The following is a 16,926-nucleotide window of genomic DNA, read 5'->3' as shown; positions in this document are numbered from 1 at the left end:
ATGCGTGATGAAGGTAACAAATTGACGATAATTGTCACATTAAAAAAGTGGGTATTAAAGGCGAAAAGAAAGGCGAGGGCAAAGTAACGGCGAATAATGCGCCGTCAATTTGCCTGCGGACGTCGTTTTTTCGGCGAGCGACCCAAAACTGTCATGTCAGCGAATTTGATACGCAGGCATCCCCTTCCGTGGGGCTTTTTTCCCAGGACAGTCAAAAATACGCCGATTCTGATCGGCGCCGGACGGGGTTTATAGGCTTACCGCTGCCCGTAATAGGCATTGGGGCCGTGCTTACGGTGAAAGTGTTTATTCATCAGATAGCCGTCGATCGGGCGTAGCCGTGGGTTAATGGAACAGGCAATCCACGCTATTTTCGCCACTTCCTCCATCACCACCGCATTGTGGACCGCTTCATCCGCGTCCTTGCCCCAGCAGAAAGGACCATGCTGATAAACGATAATGCCGGGAGTGTGACGCGGATTGCCGTCTCCGATTGTTTGAGCAATCACGATACCGGTATTTTTTTCATATTCCGCTTCAACCTCCTGCGAAGTTAGCGGACGGGTACAGGGAATATCGCCATAAAAATAGTCGGCGTGGGTGGTGCCCAGCGCCGGGATCGCCAGCCCGGCCTGCGCCCAGGCGGTCGCATGGGTGGAATGGGTATGGACGATGCCGCCGATTTGCGGATAGCGGCGATACAGTTCCAGATGCGTGGCGGTATCGGAGGAGGGGCGATATTTTCCTTCCACCACCTTGCCCTGCATATCCACCACCACCATGTCGTCTGCCTGCATGACCTCGTAAGCCACCCCGCTGGGTTTGATCACCATGAACTGCCGCTGCTTGTCTATCGCGCTGACATTGCCCCAGGTGTAGGTCACCAGACCGTGGCGCGGCAACGCCATGTTCGCCGCAAAAACCTGCTGTTTTAACTGTTGCATCATGCGACTTCCTCCACCAGCAAGCCGGCGCGGCTCATCTGTTGCTTGACCCAGTCACGCGCGGCGATAACTTCTTTAACCGGGTCGGAAGCGGTTTCACTCCACATTTCGATCAGATAAGGACCGCAGTAGCCGCTTTCGCGCAGCGTGGTAAAGCAGCGGGTAAAATCAACCACGCCGCTTCCGAACGGCACATTTTTGAACACGCCCGGTCGGGTATCTTTAACATGCACGGCGACGATGTGGCCTTTCCCTGCCTTCAGTTCCATCTGTACGTCGTTATCCCATGCCGACAGGTTGCCGATATCAGGATAAAGCTGGAACCACGGATTATTCAGATAGTTGGCATAGCCCAGCGCTTTACTGATGGAGTTCATTAGCGGATAGTCCATAATCTCCATCGCCAGCGTGACCTGCGCCCGGCTGGCCATTTCCACCGCCAGTTGCAGCCCGTTGCGAAAACGCTCGCGGGTCAGATCGTTGGCTTGCTGATAATAAACGTCATAACCGGCGAGTTGAATAACCCGGATACCGACATCCTGCGCCAGACGAATGGCCTTGAACATGATTTCCAGTCCGCGATCGCGGATCGCGTCATTTTCCGAGCCTAAAGGAAAGCGCCGATGGGCGCTCAGGCACATGGACGGAACGCGAATGCCGCTCACCGAAATCGCGTTGACCAGATCCAGGCGTTGCTCACGACGCCAGTCAAGCCGGGCCAGTCTGTCGTCGCTTTCATCCACCGACATTTCAACGAAGTCGAAGCCCAGCTCTTTCGCCAGTTGCAGCCGCGCCAGCCAGCTTTCGCCCGGCGGCAGCGCTTTTTCATAAATGCCGAGGGGGACGGTTTTCGTGAGCATGAGATCACCTTATCCCCAGAGCTGGGCGATGCTGTGTTTGAATTGACGAGCGGCGTCTACCGGATCCGCCGCATCACGGATGCTGCGGCCGGCGATAAACACATGAATGGGGATCCCCTTGAACAGCGGCAGGTCCGCCAGCGCCAGGCCGCCGGTGACGGTGACCTTAAAGCCCATGTCGGCCAGACGTCTGATGGCGCTGATATCCGCGTCGCTCCAGGCGATGCCCGCGGCCTGCGCATCCCTGCTGCGGTGATATACCACCTGCCGGATGCCGATATCGCGCCAGGCTTGCGCCTGTTCCCAGGTCCAGAACCCGGTCAGTTCGATCTGGACATCCCCGTTGAATTCGCGCGCCACTTCCAGCGCGCCGGCCGCCGTGTTGATGTCCGCGCAACAAATGACGGTGACCCAGTCTGCGTCGGCGGCAAAGCACATGCGCGACAGAATTTTTCCGGCGTCGGCGATTTTCGCGTCCGCCAGCACGATTTTATGCGGGTAAAGGGCTTTCAGATCGCGCACTGCGCGCACGCCCTCGCCGACGCACAGGATGGTACCCACTTCAATAATATCCACTTCTTCGGCAATCAGTCTGGTGGTGCGGTAAGCATCCGCCAGCGTTTGGTTATCCAGCGCAACTTGCAATAGGGGTAAATGAGACATCGCTAAACTCCTTAATCAGCATGCCGCGGCGGCGGCGTGGTCAATCAAATTCAGGACATCCTGCTCGCTGCGGCAGGCGCGGAGACGGTCAAAGTTGGCTTCATCTTCAAACAAATTCACGATTTGCATGATGCCCACTTCCTGATGGGTATGGGCGTCGACCGCCGCCATAGTGATCAAAATGTCGACCGGATCGTTATCGGCATGATTAAAGGGCAGCGGCGTTTTCAGGGTGACCAGTGCAAACCCGGTTTTCTTGACGCCCTCTTCCGGTCGGCCATGGGGCATGGCAAGGCCGGGAGCGATAACGAAATAAGGGCCGAATTGCTTTACGCCGTCCAGAATGGCCTGGTAGTAGCGCGGCTCGACGACATCGGCGGCGACCAGCAGATCGACGCCGATTTTCACCGCGTCCTGCCAGGTGCTGGCCTCGGCTTGCAGGCGTATGGAATGGTTTTCCGCCAGAGAATCACGTAGCTTCATCATCGTTCCTTATTGCTTTAAGTCCGCAGGAAAGTGCGCTTTGATGACGTCCATCAGCTTTGGCCCAAACTCGGCGGCGGAAAGCATATTGCGTACGCCGAGCACATATTTATTGCCGCTGACCGTGATTTCATCGGCGACATGCGTGGAAGCCACGATGATGTCCGCGCCGCTCAGTTCCGCTTTATATTCGCCTACGGCGCAGCTGTTTACGGTGTGGTCGACACCCTGCTGCGTTAGAAATTGGTCCACTTTCATTTTCATGATCATTGAGCTGCCTTGTCCGCAACCACATACGGCCAGAATTCGTACTGTCATAATGATTTCTCCATGGACTCGGTGAGTTTCTTTTCAGCGTCTTCTTCCGCCCGCAATGTCCGGCTGGCAAAGACCATATAAATTAAGGCAATTACGATAACGACGCTCATGAACCACAGGCCAAGCGTCAATCCCTGCATTAACGGCGGCGCCAGAATCGACCAATCCGCCATGCCCATCCAGGCGCTGAGGCCGGTCAGTTTTACCGCCCAGACGCAGCCGAATATTTCAATCATGCCCATCACCAGACAGATCTTCAGCGCCGCCCGCCAGCCGCCAAAGTGATTGGCGAAGACGCCGATGGTCGCGTTAGAGAAGAACATGGGAATAAAGCCGGGAATGATCATGATGGGGGAGCCGATAGCGATCAGGATGCCGATGGCGATTAACTGACCGATGGTACCCCACATGAATCCCCAGACCACGGCATTGGGGGCGAAGCTATAAATAGCCGCGCAGTCGATAGCCAGCACGGCGCCGGGAATCAACCGCTGGGAGATGCCGTTAAACGCTTCGGATAATTCTGCGACGAACATCCGCACGCCCTGCACGATGATGAAGATGGCGACGGCAAACTGAAAACCGGTTTGCAGGATATAAATGCTCCAGTGTGTTTTTCCCGCCATTTGCTGCACGACGTCCAGACCAAAGGAGAGCAGGATCGCGCCGAAGAATACCGTCATGACGATCGCGGTGGAGACAATATTGTCGTGGAAGATATTCAGCCAGCCCGGAAGTTTCAGGCTTTCCACGCTCTCTTCCTTTTTCCCCAGATAGGGGGCCAGCTTGTAAGCCAGCCAGGACGCAAACTGTTGCTGGTGTCCGATGGAGAAACCGCAGCCATCCGTCACCGCCTGCGTCGGTTTATACATCATGTTCGCCGTAATCCCCCAGTAGAGGGAAACCAGTACGGCGCTACAGATGATGGTGGTCCACATCGGGTAGCCGAGAATATAGAAGAATACGGCGAGCAGCCCCGCCTGCTGGAACATGATGTGGCCGGTAAGCATGATGGTGCGGATGCCGGTGAGCCGGCGCAGCAGGACGTAAACGATATTCAGCGCCAGCGCCAGCAATACCGCATAACCGACCCAGCTATAGGCTTCGCCCATGCGTTCGATGGTCGCCATCATGGAGGCGTAGGTATCCGATATGGCGCCGCTGATGCCATATACGTCGGACATTTTCGCCACGACGGGTTTGAACGTGCCGGTCAGAATGCCGGAGCCTGCCTGTAACAGCATAAAGCCAATGATCGTTTTGATCGTGCCTTTAATGATGACGGTGGCGCTTTTGCGCAGCAGCAGATAACCGAGGAACGTCACAATCCCCAGCAGCAGCGGGGCATTCGTCATGACCTGATTAAAGAAAATCGTAAAGATATTATAGAGGGTTTCCATAAGCACTCCGTTCGGCCTTTGGTCATCCTGTTGGGCGCCGTATTCGAATTGCGCCGGCGCGGCAGGTATTTTTTGTAGGGCCAGAACACTCTAACAATCATTAATAATCACAAAAAGGCGTTTATTGATTATTTGTGATTGGCTTCGCAAATATCGTTTATGATGACGAGGGTATTCAGATAAAAAAGCGAAGTAATATTTTTTGTCGTTACTTTTCATGTAATTAATCATTTTTAAATCGATGTTTCTCATTTGCCGTAAAATAGCGCGATGAAAATCCGCCGCCCTTGTTTGTGAAATAGTCGATTGTCACCATCAAAAAACGGTGATAAATTCTCAAAATAAAATCATTAGTTTTCACCAAGTGATCATTTACTGGTTTTTTTATTCAATCCTACGCCAAACCGATCGATGATGAGGTTCACACTATGAGTAAAATCGAGAGCATTACCCGTGAGTCATGGATTCTCAGTACCTTCCCGGAATGGGGAACCTGGCTGAATGAAGAGATAGAACAGGAACAGGTGGCGCCGGGAACGTTTTCCATGTGGTGGCTCGGTTGCACCGGCATCTGGCTGAAGTCGGAAGAGGGAGCGAATATTTGTGTGGATTTCTGGTGCGGCACGGGCAAACAGAGCCACGGTAATCCGCTGATGAAGTCAGGTCACCAGATGCAGCGTATGGCCGGCGTGAAAAAATTACAGCCCAATTTGCGCACCACGCCGTTTGTTCTTGATCCTTTCGCCATTCGCCAAATCGATGCGGTACTGGCGACGCACGATCATAACGACCATATCGATGTGAACGTGGCCGCCGCCGTGATGAAAAACTGCGACGCCAACGTCCCCTTTATCGGCCCGGAAAGCTGCGTCAATCTGTGGATCGGCTGGGGCGTGCCGCGTGAACGCTGCATCGTGGTGAAACCGGGCGATGTGATTACGATTAAAGATGTTGAAATTCATGCGCTCGACGCATTTGATCGCACCGCGTTGATTACGCTTCCGGTCGATGAAAAAGCCGCCGGCGTGCTGCCTGACGGCATGGATAAACGGGCGGTGAACTACCTGTTCAAAACCCCGGGCGGCAATCTTTACCACAGCGGGGATTCCCATTATTCAAACTATTACGCCAAACACGGGAACGAGCATCGGATCGATGTCGCGCTTGGCTCCTATGGCGAGAACCCGCGCGGCATCACCGATAAAATGACCAGTTCCGATATGTTGCGCATGGCCGAGGCGTTGAATGCCAAAGTCGTCATTCCGTTCCATCATGATATCTGGTCCAACTTTCAAGCCGATCCGCAGGAAATCCGCGTGTTGTGGGAAATGAAGAAAGATCGCCTGAAGTATGATTTCAAGCCCTTTATCTGGCAGGTCGGCGGCAAATTCACCTGGCCTCAGGATAAAGATAATCTGGAGTATCACTACCCGCGCGGATTTGATGACTGCTTTACCCTGGAGCCGGATTTACCGTTTAAATCTTTCCTGTAAAAGCACTGGATGCGTGGTTCGTGGGCGGCGTGGTCCGCCCGTTTTACCCCTCGTTTGTTCTTCGTATCGTTATCCGTAGACGCTATCCCGTGCGTACTTTTGACAAGTTATGATTCAAATTACCGAAAGCGCTCATTATAATCGGTGGTCAGAATCCATTTAGCGGGGCCAGTATGACCGAATCTCAGCGCCATAACGCCATCCTTGATTTCTTGCAGCGACAAAGGCAACTGACCGTTGCCGACCTGATTGAGCGCTTTGATGTTTCGCCCGCCACCGCCCGGCGTGATATCAATAAGCTTGACGAGTCGGGGAAGCTGCGGAAAGTTCGCAACGGCGCCGAAGCCGTCAATGTTCCGCGCCCGGCCTGGACGCCGCTCAATATTTATCAGGCGCACAATCTGGATGAGAAAATGCGTATCGCCAAAGCGGCGGCGCAGTTGTGTCGTCCGGGCGAGAGCGTGGTGATTAACTGCGGCTCGACGGCTTTTCTGCTGGGGCAGGAGATCTGCGGCAAAGACGTTCAGGTGATCACCAACTACCTTCCATTGGCGAATTACCTGATTGAACAAGAGCACGACAGCGTCGTCATCATGGGCGGGCAGTACAATAAAAGCCAGTCCATTACCCTGGCTCCGCAGGAAGGGGACGCCAGTCTTTATGCCGGACACTGGATGTTTACCAGCGGCAAGGGGCTGACGGTGGAAGGGTTGTATAAAACCGATATGCTGACCGCGATGGCGGAGCAAAAGATGCTTAACTATGTCGGCAAGCTGGCGGTGGTGGTGGACAGCAGCAAGATCGGCGAACGCGCCGGCATGCTGTTCAGCCGGGTGGAGCAGATCGACGTGGTGATTACTGGCAAACAGGCTAATGCGCAGATAGTGGCGCAGCTTCGCGAACTGAACGTGGAAGTGATATTGGTTTAAGAGGATTTTGTTATAACCCTATGGTTTGCCGGGTTTCATGCGATGTTTCACGGGTTACAATGATACCCTGTTCGTAGGTGCCTGGTGACTAATCAAGGTTATAACGCTTAATGGAACAATTTGTAGCGATTGATATTGAAAATGCGTATTCCCGCTGGCGACAGGGGGAGATTATCGTCGATATTCGCGATCCGCAGAGCTTTGCCGCCGCGCATGTACCCGGCGCGATACATCTGAGTAATGAAACCCTGTCTGAATTTGTGCGTGAGGCCGACTTTACCTCGCCGGTAATGGTCATTTGCTATCACGGCATCAGCAGTCGCAGCGCGGCGCAGTATTTGCTCAGCCTGGGCTTCGACGTGGTTTGCAGCGTTGACGGCGGTTTTGAAGCCTGGCAACAGCGCTACCCGCAGGCGATCGACAGCGGAGCATGATGCCCTTGTTATCCGCCGACGCTGATGGTTTTTCCTGAGCGTTACGCTTTTCACGGCGCATTCCTGGTATTTAACCTGGCGTTTGATGGGTTATTATCTATGGTTTCCATCATATTACTGTCGAGTACGCCCCGTATTCGAAACTATCCGGTAGACCACCATGATTCGAGTTATAGCCCTATCCAATCTACGTCTGGCCCAGGCGTTTGTTGATTACATGCAGACGCAGAATATCAGTCTGGAAATACGTGTGACGGGACAAGAGGCCGAGCTGTGGCTGGCGGATGAGGCGCAACTGGCGAAAGTGCGGCAGGCGCTGGATGTTTTTCTGCAAGATCCGCTCAACCCACGCTATCAGGCGGCAAGCTGGTCGACGGGATCGACCAATGCCGGTATCCAATATAAATCCTTTTCTTATCTGCAAACGTTGCAGCAGCACGCCGGGCCGTTGACGTTATTGATGATCGTCGCCGCTATCATGGTTTTCCTGCTGATGCAGGCTTTGGGTTATGAGCCGGTGATGGCGTGGCTGTCCTATCCGGATACCGGACAGGAACTACAGCTGTGGCGCTGGTTCAGCCACGCGTTGCTGCATTTTTCCGTCTTGCACATCCTGTTTAATCTGATGTGGTGGTGGTATCTGGGGGGGCCGGTGGAGAAAGTGCTGGGTACCCGGAAACTACTCATGATTACGCTGATATCCTCGGTGGCGAGCGGCTGGGCGCAATCCTGGTTTAGCGGTATCTACTTCGGCGGGTTGTCCGGCGTGGTGTATGCGCTGATGGGATACGTGTGGCTGCGGGGAGAAAGGGAGCCGGACGGACGTTTATTTATGCCGCGGGGTATGATGATTTTCGCGCTGCTGTGGCTGATAGCCGGATATTTCGATATTTTAGGCATGTCGATAGCCAATGCCGCGCACGTGGCGGGATTAGTCGTTGGGTTATTGATGGCCTTTTGGGATACCTATAATAAAACCGTCCGCCGGTAAATCCGGAATGCTTAGGGGATGAACGTGAAGCAAACACAACGTCATGAAGCCATCATTGAACTGGTGCGTCGTCAGGGGTATGTCAGCACGGAAGAGTTGGTCGAGCATTTTGCGGTGAGCCCGCAAACGATTCGTCGCGATCTGAATGATTTGGCCGCACAGAATAAAATCCACCGCCACCATGGCGGCGCGGCGTTGCCTTCAAGTTCGGTTAATACCGCCTATAATGACCGTAAGATGATGTGGTCTGAAGAGAAGGCGCGTATTGCCCGCCAGGTCGCCAGTCAGATCCCGGATGGCGCGACGCTGTTTATTGATATCGGCACCACGCCGGAAGCAGTCGCCCATGCGCTGATGCAGCATAAAAAACTGCGGGTGGTGACCAATAACCTGAACGTGGCGACGTTGCTGACGGCCAAAGAGGACTTTCGTTTAATCCTTGCCGGCGGCGAAGTCCGTAGCCGGGACGGCGGCATTATGGGTGAAGCCACGCTGGATTTTATCTCTCAGTTTCGTCTGGATTTCGGTATTTTGGGGATCAGCGGCATTGACATGGACGGCTCATTGCTGGAGTTTGACTACCATGAAGTACGCACCAAACGGGCGATCATTGAAAATTCTCGTTGTGTCATGTTAGTGACGGATCATTCTAAATTTGGTCGCAACGCCATGGTGAACCTGGGCAACATGGATTTGATCGACTATCTTTTCACCGATCAACTACCGCCACCTAGCGTACTGAAAATCATTGAACAATATAAGGTGCAGTTGGAGTTGTGCTAATCCAGGCGTGCCTTTTCCGTGGCGGACTATAGGGGAGAGGCACCATGTCGCAGTTTGCGTTTAACCCATCACAGTTTGCGGCGGCATTACTTCGCCAACAGCAGTATCTCGGTATTTCTTCTTTGAGTCTGATGACGCCGGCGCAGCGCTGGCGCGCCGTCAGCGCCGCGTTGGCCGAACAACTGGCGGCTCACCCCCTGTTTACCGCTCCGCCGCATGACTCGCCGGATCAGCCGGTACGGCGTCATGTCAACTATCTGTCGATGGAGTTCCTACCCGGTCGCCTGACGGGCAATAACCTGTTGAATCTGGGATGGTATGACGATGTCGCCGCCGTGCTGGCGGCGCAACGGATCGACCTGAGCGACGTGCTGGAGCAGGAAACCGATCCCGGTTTGGGCAATGGCGGGTTGGGGCGGCTGGCCTCCTGCTTTCTGGATTCGATGGCGACGGTCGGGCAGCCGGCAATCGGCTATGGTCTTAACTATCAGTATGGTCTGTTTCGCCAGCATTTTGCGCAGGGGCAACAGCAGGAAACCCCCGATGACTGGGGACGCGAGGATTATCCGTGGCGCTTTCCGCGCCCGGAGCTGGCGGTGGACGTCGGTTTCGGCGGTAGTCTGCAATCGCAGGATGACGGCGGCGAGCGATGGCTGCCGGCCTTCTACCTGCGCGGCGAAGCCAGCGATTTACCGGTGATGGGATATCGCAACGGCTTCACCCAGCCGCTGCGGCTCTGGCGGGCAACCCACCGCCATCCGTTCGACCTGACGCTGTTCAATGCCGGGCGTTATCTTCAGGCTGAACAGGCCGGTATTGCGGCGGCCAGTCTGACCAAGGTGCTGTATCCGAACGATAATCACGCGGCGGGCAGGCGTCTGCGGCTGATGCAGCAATATTTCCAGTGCGCCTGTTCGGTGGCCGATATTCTGCGCCGACATCAGCAGGCCGGGCGGAAGGTGTCGCAACTGCCCGATTACGAAGTCATTCAGCTTAACGATACGCATCCGACGCTGGCGATCCCGGAGCTAATGAGGCTGCTGTTGGACGAGCACCACATGGATTGGGATGAAGCCTGGTCGATAACGGGCCGCACTTTCGCCTACACCAACCATACGTTGATGCCGGAAGCGCTGGAGCGCTGGGACGAACGGTTATTTGCTCGGCTGCTGCCGCGCCATCTTGCCATCATCAGGCAAATCGATGCGCAATTTCACGTTCAGGTGGAACGGCAGTGGCCCGGCGACCGCCGGATATGGGCGAAACTGGCGGTGCGTCATCAGCGGCAAATCCGCATGGCCAACCTGTGCGTGGTGAGCTGCTTTGCGGTAAACGGCGTGGCGGCGCTGCATTCGGAACTGGTGGTGAAAGACCTGTTCCCGGAATATCATCGCCTGTGGCCGAACAAATTTCACAATGTGACCAACGGTATCACGCCGCGCCGCTGGCTGAAGCAATGTAATCCTGCGTTGTCCGCGTTGCTTGACGACTCGCTGGATACGGAGTGGGTGAACAATTTGCCCGCTTTACAGGGGTTGGAGCCTTATGCGGACGACGCCGGGTTTCGCGAACGTTACCGGCAGATAAAATACGGCAATAAGGTTCGACTGGCGGCCCGTTTGCAACAAGATTATGGGGTAACGCTCGACCCGCAAGCGCTGTTTGACGTGCAGATCAAGCGGCTGCATGAATATAAGCGCCAGCATTTGAATCTGCTGCATATTCTTTATCTTTATCGACAATTGCGTGATAACCCGCATCTGGATATAGTGCCGCGCGTCTTTCTGTTTGGGGCGAAGGCTGCGCCGGGCTATGTACTGGCGAAAAACATCATTTACGCCATTAACCAGGTAGCGGAAAAGATTAATCGGGACAGCCGCTGCAACGATCGCCTTAAGGTGGTATTCCTTCCTGATTACCGCGTATCGCTGGCCGAGTTGATGATCCCGGCCGCCGATGTTTCCGAGCAAATCTCCACGGCGGGCAAAGAGGCTTCCGGCACCGGCAATATGAAGCTGGCGCTGAATGGGGCGCTGACGGTGGGAACGCTGGATGGGGCCAATGTCGAGATGGCCCAACAGGTCGGCGCGGAAAATCTGTTCATTTTCGGCCATACGGTCGAACAGGTCAAAGCACTACAGGCGCAGGGATACCGCCCGTCTGACTATATCGCCGAAACCCCTTTACTGGGGGAAATACTGGATGAGCTGGGCAGCGGCGCATTTAGTCAGGGGGATAAGCAAGCGTTTGCGCCCTTGTTGGACAGCTTGCTGGAGGGCGGCGATCCCTATCTGCTTATGGCTGATTTTACGCCCTATTGTCAGGTGCAGCAGCGCGTGGATGCGACGTATCGTGAACCGGAAGAATGGACTCGCCGTTGTGTACTCAATACAGCCAGGATGGGAATGTTCAGCTCGGATCGGGCGATTCATGATTACCAGAAACGTATTTGGCAGATGCGTTGTTAAGGAAAAGCAAGATGGCATTCAAGGCGGGCAATTCGGCAATTCAATCGGTGGGTATTGCAGAAAGATACACGGATGCTTATGGCGAAGAACACGTTGTTGACGCGTCGATTCGTAACCGATTGCTGGCGATGATGGATCTCGCCGACAGCGGCAGTGCGCCGTTGCCGCCGGTAAGCGTTTTTCTTCAGGGGCAGGATGCCGTCATCGGATTGGCCGGCAACGGGGAATTTCACTGGACGCTGATGTATGAAAACGGCGGCCAGGTTCAAGGAGAAGTAACCGGCGGCACGCGCCTGACTCTCCCGGCCAAACTGCCTTTGGGCTATCACCACCTCACGCTAACGCAAGACCAACAGCGCTGGAATTGTCGAATCATCATCGCCCCTCATCGTTGTTACGAACCGGAAGCGCTGCTACAGGGCAAGCGCTGGTGGGGCGTGACCGTGCAGCTTTATACCCTGCGGTCGCAGAATAACTGGGGCGTGGGCGATTTCGGCGATTTGCGCCGGTTGGTGGAAGAGGTCGCCCGGCGCGGCGCGGCGTTTGTCGGTCTGAACCCGCTTCACTCGCTGTATCCGGCGGTTCCCGCAGCGGCAAGCCCATACAGCCCTTCTTCCCGTCATTGGCTGAATATTATTTATATCGACGTCAATCGGGTGGACGATTTTCAGCAGAGCCCGGAGGCGCAGCTCTGGTGGTTGCAGGATGACACGCAACAGACGGTGGCGGCCCTGCGCGCCGAGCGTTGGGTCGATTATGAACCGGTCATCACGCTCAAGCTGCACGCATTACGCCTGGCTTTTCGCTATTTTAATACCCGCAGCGTGCTGGATCCGCGCATCAGCGCTTTTCGCCAGTTTATGGTCAACGGCGGACAGAGTTTGCAGTTGCAGGCGACGTTCGATGCGCTACAGGCTCATTTGAAGCGTCGGGGCGAAAATTATACCGATTGGCTACAGTGGCCGGCCTGCTATCATGATGTTCACGGCGAGACCGTTAAATCGTTTCGCCATGAGCACGCCGATGAGATTACGTTTTATTGCTGGCTGCAATGGGTGGCGTATGAACAATTGGCGGAGTGTTTTTCGCACAGTAAGCAACTGGGCCTGCCTATCGGGCTGTATCGCGATTTAGCGGTCGGCGTTGCTCTGGGCGGCGCCGAGACCTGGGATGAACGGCAGCTATATTGTCTGGATGCCGCTATCGGCGCGCCGCCGGATCCGCTGGGGCCGCAGGGGCAAAACTGGCAGCTCCCTCCCATGAATCCCAATATGATGCAGCAACGGGGTTATCAGCCCTTCATTGATGTGCTGCGCAGTAATATGGCGAACTGCGGCGCGCTGCGCATCGACCATGTGATGGCATTAATGCGCTTGTGGTGGATACCAAAGGCGGAACCGGCCGCTAACGGCGCCTATGTGCATTACCCGCTGGACGACCTGTTAGCGATACTGGCGCTCGAAAGCCAGCGGCACCGCTGCCTGGTGATCGGTGAGGATTTGGGTACGGTGCCGCCGGAGATCGTCGACAAGCTGCATGATTTTGGTATTTATTCCTATAAAGTATTGTTCTTTGAACACGATGAAAAATACCGCTTCCGTTCGCCCGACACGTATCCTCGCCAGGCTTTGGCGACCATTACCACTCACGATCTCCCCACGCTGCGTGGTTATTGGCAGGCGGTGGATTTATCGTTGGGCAGGGATTTGGGGTTATATCCGAGCGCTGCGGTGTGGCAACAACAGCTTTATCTGCGCGAAAAATCGAAACAGGGACTACTGAATGCCCTGCACCAGCACGGACTGTTGCCGCAAAGGGTGGGGCGTAATTCATCGCTGACGACCATGGGCGCGCCGCTTAACCGGGGCGTTCAGCGTTACATGGCGGACAGCGCCAGCGCCCTGGTGGGATTTCAACTGGAAGACTGGCTGGATATGTCCGCCCCGGTGAACGTGCCGGGAACCCATCGGGAATATCCGAACTGGCGGCGCAAACTGAGCCGTACGCTGGAATCGATCTTTGCCGATCGCTATCTGGAACGTTTGATTCGCGACATCGATCTGCGGCGCGGCGCGCCGGTCAAATAGCCTGTACTCCCCTGATGATTATGCCTGGCTCGGGTATTGAGCCGGGCATGATCTTCAGTGAAAACGCGGTTTGTAGCCGATATTGAACGCCCATACTTCGCGATGCGACGGACGGCGGCGTAACGGGCGGAATGAAATAAAAAGTTACGTTTGATTGCATGCGTTACATGGCGCATCATTTTCATAAGGAATATGTTTTACCTGATAAGAATAATGGGGGTGAAACGGGGTAATAATTATGTCATATCATAGTTGTCCGAAATGCGGAAGATTGGTTACGCTTCAACAATCTACCTGTCCGCACTGTTTATCCGATCTGCGATATAAGAGAACCAATTTCACCAAGGAATGTATAAAATTCAGCGCCTTTATTTTATTGGCGTTGTCGTTAGTGATGGTTAAATATGATCATCATTTGTTTTCGTTTGATTCATTATTTATTGCGATTGTGTCAATTGCCGCTTTGATTGTTATCGCCATTTTAATTTTACAAGAAAAACGTCATGAAAATAGAAGGTAAAATAAAAAATATACAATACCGTTATTATCGAGTTTCGCATGCGATACGGCTGACGATGGCGTTCCTTTGCTGTTTGCTGATTTTCTCAAAGATCAAAACCATAGAAGATGTATCATGGATATTTATCACGCTGGTCGTGATAATGGGGCCGATGTCCTATAAAGGCAGTGTTTATCCGCGGGCCATCCAGCGTGTTCTGGGGACGCTGATAGGGATTTTTTTCAGTATCGCTTCCTTTTATATCGGCAAATATAATGCTTTTTTAGCGCTGATCCCCATCGCGATGGGCATATTCACCTGTGGTTATCTGGTGTTGAGTAAAGTACCTTATGCCGCGATTCTTATCGGGATTTCGCTATCGGTGGTGGTGACCGCCACGGAAGGGAATCTGGATATCGCCCTGTGGCGGATATCCGATATCTTTATCGGTTGTCTGATAGCGGTGATTTTTTCCAGCATATTTCCACATAAGGCGAGTATTCACTGGGATATTGAGTTATTCAAGCTTATCTCGAATTTACATCTGCTTTATGCCGCCAATCTGTCGAGGAACATTTTCACTAAACTGGATTTGCGCCGCTTAAATATAAAAAACAAGAAGATTGTCGCGGATATTATCAAGCTGTCTGGCCCTGCGCAGAAAGAAACCAAGGTTGATAAATCAGTTTATGCCAGTGTTCAGGCGTGCATTCAGGATCTCACCTCCTATCTGGTATTAATAGAAATGGCCTATTGGGAGTGCGAGGTCAGTCATAAAATTATTAATAGAACCTCGTTGTCCGCGCAAGTCAATAACGCCATTCAGTACCGCTTCGTTATGTTGGAATCCTTTATTCGCGACAATATCAGAGATACGGAGGGAATGAAGAAATTCCATTATCGCGAATTTAAAGACGAGGTGATGCTTGAGCTGAAAAAAATCACCTGCAATCAGCCGGAAAATGCGCAACAACAGGATTTGGCGGTAGAAAATCAGATTTACGGCTACTTCTATTTAGGCATGAAAATTATCGATCGACTGGATACGCTGATTGAACTGCTGTATGCGATGAAAGACGAGTGCGAGAACAAACATTTTCATCTGATACCGCACAAAGGGCAATAGCAAGGCATTGAAGCGCCGGGCGTCAACCCGGCGACCGGGAACCGGCTCTCAATAACCGGAAAGCGCCGGATCAGTAGTAGGAGTGCTCGCCGCGCTGGTGCTCGGTGAGATCGCGCACGCCCTTCAACTCAGGGAATTTTTCCAGTAATTCTTTCTCAATCCCTTCTTTCAGCGTGTAGTCGACCATGGAACAACCGTTGCAACCCCCGCCGAATTGCAGAATCGCCAGTCCGTCATCGGTGATTTCCATCAGCGTAACGCGGCCGCCGTGGCCCGCCAGCTGTGGGTTGATCTGCGATTGCAGTACGTATTCCACGCGCTCGATCAACGGCGCGTCGTCGCCGACTTTACGCATTTTGGCGTTAGGCGCCTTCAGCGTCAGCTGGGAACCCAGTTGATCGGTAACGAAATCGATCTCGGCATCTTCCAGATACGGCGCACTGAGTTCGTCCACATAAGCTGAAATTTTTTCAAATTTCAGTTCAGTGTCACTGGCTTCAACCGCATCCGGAGGACAGTAGGACACGCCGCATTCCGCGTTGGGCGTGCCGGGATTGATGACGAAAACACGGATTTGCGTGCCTTCTTCCTGTTTCGCCAGCAATTTTACAAAGTGTTCCTGAGCAGCGTCGGTAATACGGATCATAATGTTAAACTCAATGTTGATCATACTTATCGGTTATAATACGCCCATCCTCCCGCCAACTACAAGGTTCGGCACAAACACCAGACCTGAACGCTCGCCGCTCCCTGGGCCAGCAATACCCGGCTGACTTCCGCCGCCGTACTGCCGGTCGTCACCACATCATCCAGCAACGCCACCTGTTCCCCCGTCAATATCGCATTACAGGCAAAAGCGCCCTGTAGGTTTTTCCGCCGTTCTCCGGCGCTAAGCTGTTGTTGAAGCCGGGTTTGGCGCAGGCGTTGCAGCGCCTGAGGCTCATAAGTACAGGCTAGCCAGCGCGCCAGCGGTCGGGCTAACAGTTCGGTCTGATTAAAACCGCGCGCCCAGTGACGCCGTTGGTGTAAAGGCACGGTCACCAGGCGATCCGGCCGCGACAGCGAAGACGGCGCCGGCAACGCGCGCTCACGGTAGCTTGTCAGCCAGCGCAATAAGAGCTGACGGGCCAGAACCGGCGCCAGTTCCGTTTTACCGTGAAACTTAAGCAGCTTCACCAACGTGTTCAGCGGCGGAATATAGTCGCTGACAAACGTCAGGCTTTGCCAGGGCGGCGGATTTTGCAGGCAGCGGCCGCACTGTCCGGCGGGATCGCCGCTCGGCAGACCGCAGCGCGGACAACATGGCGGCAGGGCCGGCAAATGACGCTGACAGAAAGAGCAAATCCCGTGTCGGCTGTGATAAAGGGGCAGGCGGCATAGCCAGCAGTGTGCCGCGATGGTTAACATAGGCGCTTCCCTGAGATAATTTTCCTTAAAGCAGGATGATA

Annotated in this window: 16 protein-coding genes; 8 read left to right on the top strand and 8 right to left on the bottom strand. The window is 54.0% G+C overall.

The features are described from left to right. Positions 1–257: 257 nt before the first annotated feature. Genes ABRZ28_RS19595 through ABRZ28_RS19570 form a run of 6 tightly spaced genes read right to left on the bottom strand, consistent with a single transcriptional unit; the run spans position 258 to position 4,668 of the window. Entirely contained in the window at positions 258–944 is a 687-nt protein-coding gene (locus ABRZ28_RS19595; RefSeq protein ID WP_319605829.1) for an L-ribulose-5-phosphate 4-epimerase, read from the bottom strand. Beyond that, on the bottom strand, positions 944–1,804 hold the full coding sequence (locus ABRZ28_RS19590; protein WP_319605793.1) for an L-ribulose-5-phosphate 3-epimerase: 861 nt from the start codon (positions 1,802–1,804) through the stop codon (positions 944–946). The genes ABRZ28_RS19595 and ABRZ28_RS19590 overlap by 1 nt, the downstream gene beginning before the upstream one ends. Positions 1,805–1,813: 9 nt before the next feature. Continuing rightward, positions 1,814–2,467: a 3-keto-L-gulonate-6-phosphate decarboxylase UlaD gene (locus tag ABRZ28_RS19585; RefSeq protein WP_319605794.1), complete on the bottom strand. Its 654-nt coding sequence runs from the start codon at positions 2,465–2,467 to the stop codon at positions 1,814–1,816. 15 nt (positions 2,468–2,482) lie between these two features. Further along, a complete protein-coding gene (gene ulaC, locus ABRZ28_RS19580; RefSeq protein ID WP_319605830.1) occupies positions 2,483–2,950 on the bottom strand; it encodes a PTS ascorbate transporter subunit IIA in 468 nt (155 codons plus the stop codon). Between the two features lie 9 nt (positions 2,951–2,959). Then, on the bottom strand, positions 2,960–3,268 hold the full coding sequence (gene ulaB, locus ABRZ28_RS19575) for a PTS ascorbate transporter subunit IIB (RefSeq protein WP_319605795.1): 309 nt from the start codon (positions 3,266–3,268) through the stop codon (positions 2,960–2,962). Next, the gene (locus ABRZ28_RS19570) at positions 3,265–4,668 is read right to left on the bottom strand and encodes a PTS ascorbate-specific subunit IIBC (protein ID WP_319605796.1); all 1,404 of its coding nucleotides are present in this window, start codon (positions 4,666–4,668) and stop codon (positions 3,265–3,267) included. Before ABRZ28_RS19570 ends, ulaB begins: the two co-directional genes overlap by 4 nt. 428 nt (positions 4,669–5,096) lie before the next feature. Between ABRZ28_RS19570 and ulaG the strand changes: the two genes are divergently transcribed. From ulaG to ABRZ28_RS19530, 8 genes are all read left to right on the top strand, one after another. Next, positions 5,097–6,161, top strand: a complete 1,065-nt coding sequence (ulaG, locus tag ABRZ28_RS19565; RefSeq protein ID WP_319605797.1) for an L-ascorbate 6-phosphate lactonase — start codon at positions 5,097–5,099, stop codon at positions 6,159–6,161. A gap of 173 nt (positions 6,162–6,334) precedes the next feature. After that, the gene (gene ulaR, locus ABRZ28_RS19560; protein ID WP_319605798.1) at positions 6,335–7,090 is read left to right on the top strand and encodes an HTH-type transcriptional regulator UlaR; all 756 of its coding nucleotides are present in this window, start codon (positions 6,335–6,337) and stop codon (positions 7,088–7,090) included. A 110-nt stretch (positions 7,091–7,200) separates the two neighbouring features. Then, complete coding sequence (gene glpE, locus ABRZ28_RS19555) at positions 7,201–7,524, top strand: thiosulfate sulfurtransferase GlpE (protein ID WP_330521235.1); 324 nt, start codon at positions 7,201–7,203, stop codon at positions 7,522–7,524. Between the two features lie 160 nt (positions 7,525–7,684). Beyond that, on the top strand, positions 7,685–8,515 hold the full coding sequence (gene glpG, locus ABRZ28_RS19550; protein WP_319605802.1) for a rhomboid family intramembrane serine protease GlpG: 831 nt from the start codon (positions 7,685–7,687) through the stop codon (positions 8,513–8,515). 24 nt (positions 8,516–8,539) lie between these two features. Continuing rightward, positions 8,540–9,298, top strand: a complete 759-nt coding sequence (locus ABRZ28_RS19545) for a DeoR/GlpR family transcriptional regulator (RefSeq protein WP_319605803.1) — start codon at positions 8,540–8,542, stop codon at positions 9,296–9,298. Between the two features lie 44 nt (positions 9,299–9,342). Further along, positions 9,343–11,766: a maltodextrin phosphorylase gene (gene malP / locus ABRZ28_RS19540; RefSeq protein WP_330521234.1), complete on the top strand. Its 2,424-nt coding sequence runs from the start codon at positions 9,343–9,345 to the stop codon at positions 11,764–11,766. A gap of 11 nt (positions 11,767–11,777) precedes the next feature. Beyond that, positions 11,778–13,853 (top strand): 4-alpha-glucanotransferase, encoded by a 2,076-nt coding sequence (gene malQ / locus ABRZ28_RS19535; RefSeq protein ID WP_330521233.1) that lies wholly within the window; start codon positions 11,778–11,780, stop codon positions 13,851–13,853. A 503-nt stretch (positions 13,854–14,356) separates the two neighbouring features. Continuing rightward, the gene (locus ABRZ28_RS19530; RefSeq protein ID WP_330521232.1) at positions 14,357–15,478 is read left to right on the top strand and encodes an FUSC family protein; all 1,122 of its coding nucleotides are present in this window, start codon (positions 14,357–14,359) and stop codon (positions 15,476–15,478) included. Between the two features lie 70 nt (positions 15,479–15,548). Here ABRZ28_RS19530 and nfuA read toward each other — a convergent pair whose 3' ends face one another. Then, positions 15,549–16,124 carry a Fe-S biogenesis protein NfuA gene (gene nfuA / locus ABRZ28_RS19525; protein ID WP_330521231.1) on the bottom strand — a complete coding sequence of 192 codons (576 nt, stop codon included), beginning with the start codon at positions 16,122–16,124 and terminating at the stop codon, positions 15,549–15,551. Between the two features lie 59 nt (positions 16,125–16,183). Continuing rightward, entirely contained in the window at positions 16,184–16,885 is a 702-nt protein-coding gene (gntX, locus tag ABRZ28_RS19520) for a DNA utilization protein GntX (protein WP_330521230.1), read from the bottom strand. Positions 16,886–16,926: the final 41 nt, after the last annotated feature.

The organism is Brenneria sp. g21c3, from assembly GCF_040240345.1.
Taxonomy (GTDB): domain Bacteria; phylum Pseudomonadota; class Gammaproteobacteria; order Enterobacterales; family Enterobacteriaceae; genus Brenneria.
Note: the sequence above shows the minus strand (reverse complement) of the source record. Positions and strands in the feature narration are given on the sequence as shown.

What these genes read in the sequence shown, in the direction of transcription:
- ulaR (WP_319605798.1), top strand. Translation starts at nt 6,335, where the DNA reads ATGACCGAATCTCAGCGCCATAACGCCATCCTTGATTTCTTGCAGCGA.
- ABRZ28_RS19595 (WP_319605829.1), bottom strand. Translation starts at nt 944, where the DNA reads ATGCAACAGTTAAAACAGCAGGTTTTTGCGGCGAACATGGCGTTGCCG.
- ABRZ28_RS19530 (WP_330521232.1), top strand. Translation starts at nt 14,357, where the DNA reads ATGAAAATAGAAGGTAAAATAAAAAATATACAATACCGTTATTATCGA.
- ulaC (WP_319605830.1), bottom strand. Translation starts at nt 2,950, where the DNA reads ATGAAGCTACGTGATTCTCTGGCGGAAAACCATTCCATACGCCTGCAA.
- ulaG (WP_319605797.1), top strand. Translation starts at nt 5,097, where the DNA reads ATGAGTAAAATCGAGAGCATTACCCGTGAGTCATGGATTCTCAGTACC.
- nfuA (WP_330521231.1), bottom strand. Translation starts at nt 16,124, where the DNA reads ATGATCCGTATTACCGACGCTGCTCAGGAACACTTTGTAAAATTGCTG.
- ABRZ28_RS19570 (WP_319605796.1), bottom strand. Translation starts at nt 4,668, where the DNA reads ATGGAAACCCTCTATAATATCTTTACGATTTTCTTTAATCAGGTCATG.
- gntX (WP_330521230.1), bottom strand. Translation starts at nt 16,885, where the DNA reads ATGTTAACCATCGCGGCACACTGCTGGCTATGCCGCCTGCCCCTTTAT.
- ulaB (WP_319605795.1), bottom strand. Translation starts at nt 3,268, where the DNA reads ATGACAGTACGAATTCTGGCCGTATGTGGTTGCGGACAAGGCAGCTCA.
- glpG (WP_319605802.1), top strand. Translation starts at nt 7,685, where the DNA reads ATGATTCGAGTTATAGCCCTATCCAATCTACGTCTGGCCCAGGCGTTT.
- ABRZ28_RS19585 (WP_319605794.1), bottom strand. Translation starts at nt 2,467, where the DNA reads ATGTCTCATTTACCCCTATTGCAAGTTGCGCTGGATAACCAAACGCTG.
- ABRZ28_RS19590 (WP_319605793.1), bottom strand. Translation starts at nt 1,804, where the DNA reads ATGCTCACGAAAACCGTCCCCCTCGGCATTTATGAAAAAGCGCTGCCG.
- malP (WP_330521234.1), top strand. Translation starts at nt 9,343, where the DNA reads ATGTCGCAGTTTGCGTTTAACCCATCACAGTTTGCGGCGGCATTACTT.
- glpE (WP_330521235.1), top strand. Translation starts at nt 7,201, where the DNA reads ATGGAACAATTTGTAGCGATTGATATTGAAAATGCGTATTCCCGCTGG.
- malQ (WP_330521233.1), top strand. Translation starts at nt 11,778, where the DNA reads ATGGCATTCAAGGCGGGCAATTCGGCAATTCAATCGGTGGGTATTGCA.